The sequence below is a fragment of the Mesorhizobium sp. M1E.F.Ca.ET.063.01.1.1 genome, assembly GCF_003998155.1.
Classification (GTDB): domain Bacteria; phylum Pseudomonadota; class Alphaproteobacteria; order Rhizobiales; family Rhizobiaceae; genus Mesorhizobium.
Map to the genome: position 1 here is coordinate 1 of NZ_RZSC01000798.1, position 2,608 is coordinate 2,608.

Genomic DNA, 2,608 nt, shown 5'->3' on the forward strand with positions numbered 1-2,608 from the left:
GGCGAAGTTCGCCGACTACGGCTTCAACAAGTCGCACGCCGCCGCCTACGCGGTGGTGTCCTACCAGACCGCCTATCTCAAGGCGCATTACCCGGTCGAGTTCCTGGCCGCGTCGATGACGCTCGACATGGGCAATACCGACAAGCTGGCCGATTTCCGGCAGGATGCGATGCGCCTCGGCATCGAGGTGGTGGCGCCCTCGGTGATGACCAGCTTCCGACCATTCGAGGTCGGCGAGAACAAGATCTTCTATTCGCTGGCGGCGCTCAAAGGCGTCGGCGACGCCGCGGTCGAGCATATCGTCGAGATGCGTGGCGAGAGGCCGTTCAAGAGCCTGGCCGACTTCTGCGAAAGGGTCGATCCGAAGATCGTCGGCAAGCGCGTCTTCGAAAGCCTGATCATGGCCGGCGCGCTGGACTGCTTCGGGCATGACCGCGCTGCCATGATGGCCGGCGTCGAGCGGATGATGGGGCTCGCCTCGCTGGCGCAGCAGAACGCAATCTCCGGCCAGGCCGACATTTTCGGCGCCTCGCTTGGCGCCCAGTCGCAGGCGCTCAACCTGCCTGCGACCGATCCCTGGCTTGCCGCCGACCGGCTGCACCGCGAGTTCCAGGTCGTCGGCTTTTATCTCTCGGCGCATCCGCTCGACGAGTACAAGGCCGCGCTGCAGAAGATGCGGGTGCAGAACTGGGGAGAATTCTCGGCCGCGGTGAAGCGCGGCGCCGCGGCCGGCCGGCTCGCCGGCACCGTCACCACCAAGCAGGAGCGCAAGACCCGCACCGGCAACAAGATGGGCGTCGTGCAGTTTTCCGACACGACGGGTCAGTATGAGGCGGTGCTGTTCTCCGAAGGCCTGGCGCAGTATCGCGACATGCTGGAACTCGGCCGCTCGGTGGTGATCACCGTCTCGGCGGAAGATCGGCCGGAAGGCATCAATCTCCGCATCCAGACAGTGCAGTCGCTGGAGGACGAGGCAAGCCGCATCCAGAAGGCGCTGCGCATCTTCGTGCGCGACGCCCAGCCGATCAACATCCTGGCCAACCAGCTTTCCGTGAAGGGCGAGGGGCAGGTTAGCTTCGTCCTTATCAAGGACGCGGGTCAGGGCGAGGTGGAGATCGAGCTCCCCAATCGCTACCGCATCTCGCCGCAGGTCGCGTCGGCCATGCGCGCGGTGCCGGGTGTGGTCGAAGTGGAATTGGTTTAGCGCAATTCCAGGAAAAGTGCGTAGCGGTTTTCCGTCCGGAATTGCGTAAAACAAATACTTAGAGCGGGTCAGCGTTTCCGTGAATGGCCGACCCGCTCTAGTTCAGGAAACCGCGGCTTCCGCCTCCGCCGTCGGCGGGGCTTTCCGCTGCAGGTTGAGCAGATTGCCGGCCAGGATCAGCAAGGCGCCGCCCGCGGTGAAGACATCGATCTGCTCGCTGTAGAGCAGCCAGCCGATCAGCGCCGACAGCGGCACGCGCAGGAAGTCCATCGGCGAAATGACGGTCGCGTCGGCGTGGCTGAGCGCGCGGGCCATGCAGAAATGCGAAGACATGCCGGTGAAGGCGACCAGGAATATCGACGGCCAGAGTTCGACCGACGGGTTGCGCCAGACATAGAGCGCCGGGACGAGGCCGACCACGGACTGGATGATCAGCATCCAGAAGATGATGCGCACGACGCTTTCGGTTCGCGTCAGCGACTTGACCATGACCACCGAGACGCCGAAGCACATGGCGGCCCCCAGCACGACGAGATGACCGGGATCGATCGAGCCGACGCCAGGACGCACGATGATCACCACCCCGATCAATCCCAGCACGATCGCCGTCAGCCTTGGCCGCGACAGCCTTTCGCCGAGAAAGCTCACCGCCAGGATCGCGGTCCAGATCGGTGTCGTGAACTCGATCGAGATCAGCACGGCCAGCGGAATCAAGGTCAGCGCATAGAGCCAGGCGGCCTGGCCGGCATAGTGGACGACGTTGCGCGCGACGTGGGCGAGCGGGCGCTCGGTGCGCATCGCCTTGAAGCCGCCGCTTGTCATCACCAGCGGCAGCAGGATGAAAAAGCCGATCACCGAGCGCAGCTCCAGCACCTGGAAGACATTGAGCGCGGCCGTCGCGGTGCGGCCGGCGACCGACATCGCCAGGAACGAGGCGATCGACAGCGCCATCCAGAACGCGGCCTTGGGGATCGAGGGAGCGGGTGCCATGGGCGCTATTTCGCAAGCCAGGACCCTTGCCGCAACCGCTAGCCGATGCATTCGACTGGGCCAGCGCGATGAGGCGTAAAAAAACGGTCACGTTGAAGGCGGAACCTGCAGCGGCCGCACGCGTTCGAGTCGTTGTGTCCGTAAGCTTTGGCATGTCCGATGCCGAGGGGAGACCTCCAATGAAATCGCTGATGCTGCTTGTGCTCGCCGGCTGCCTGACGGCAGCCGTGGACGCCCGTGCCGACGATGCCGATTTCCTGCGCTCGTTCCAGGGCAGCTTCGCCGGCAACGGCACCCTCAAGGTGAGCGCCAGTGCGCCGACGGTGAACATCTCCTGCACCTTCAAATCCGGCGCAAGCTCGACCTCCCTGTCGCTGGATGGCCAATGCCGGGGCCTCATCCTGATGACGCGGG

General features: G+C 64.6%; 2 protein-coding genes and 1 pseudogene. 2 read left to right on the forward strand and 1 reads right to left on the reverse strand.

All coding sequences use genetic code 11. From position 1 onward, the window contains the following. A partial coding sequence (locus EOA29_RS32475) for an OB-fold nucleic acid binding domain-containing protein (protein ID WP_245468639.1) occupies positions 1 to 1,204 on the forward strand: 1,204 nt, incomplete at its 5' end. A gap of 102 nt (positions 1,205 to 1,306) precedes the next feature. Here EOA29_RS32475 and EOA29_RS32480 read toward each other — a convergent pair. Continuing rightward, positions 1,307 to 2,194, reverse strand: a complete 888-nt coding sequence (locus tag EOA29_RS32480) for a DMT family transporter (RefSeq protein ID WP_126093484.1) — start codon at positions 2,192 to 2,194, stop codon at positions 1,307 to 1,309. 179 nt (positions 2,195 to 2,373) lie between these two features. On the opposite strand from EOA29_RS32480, the pseudogene EOA29_RS32485 reads away from it, so the two are divergent. Beyond that, positions 2,374 to 2,608 (forward strand): annotated as a pseudogene (locus EOA29_RS32485) (hypothetical protein); the annotation flags it as partial.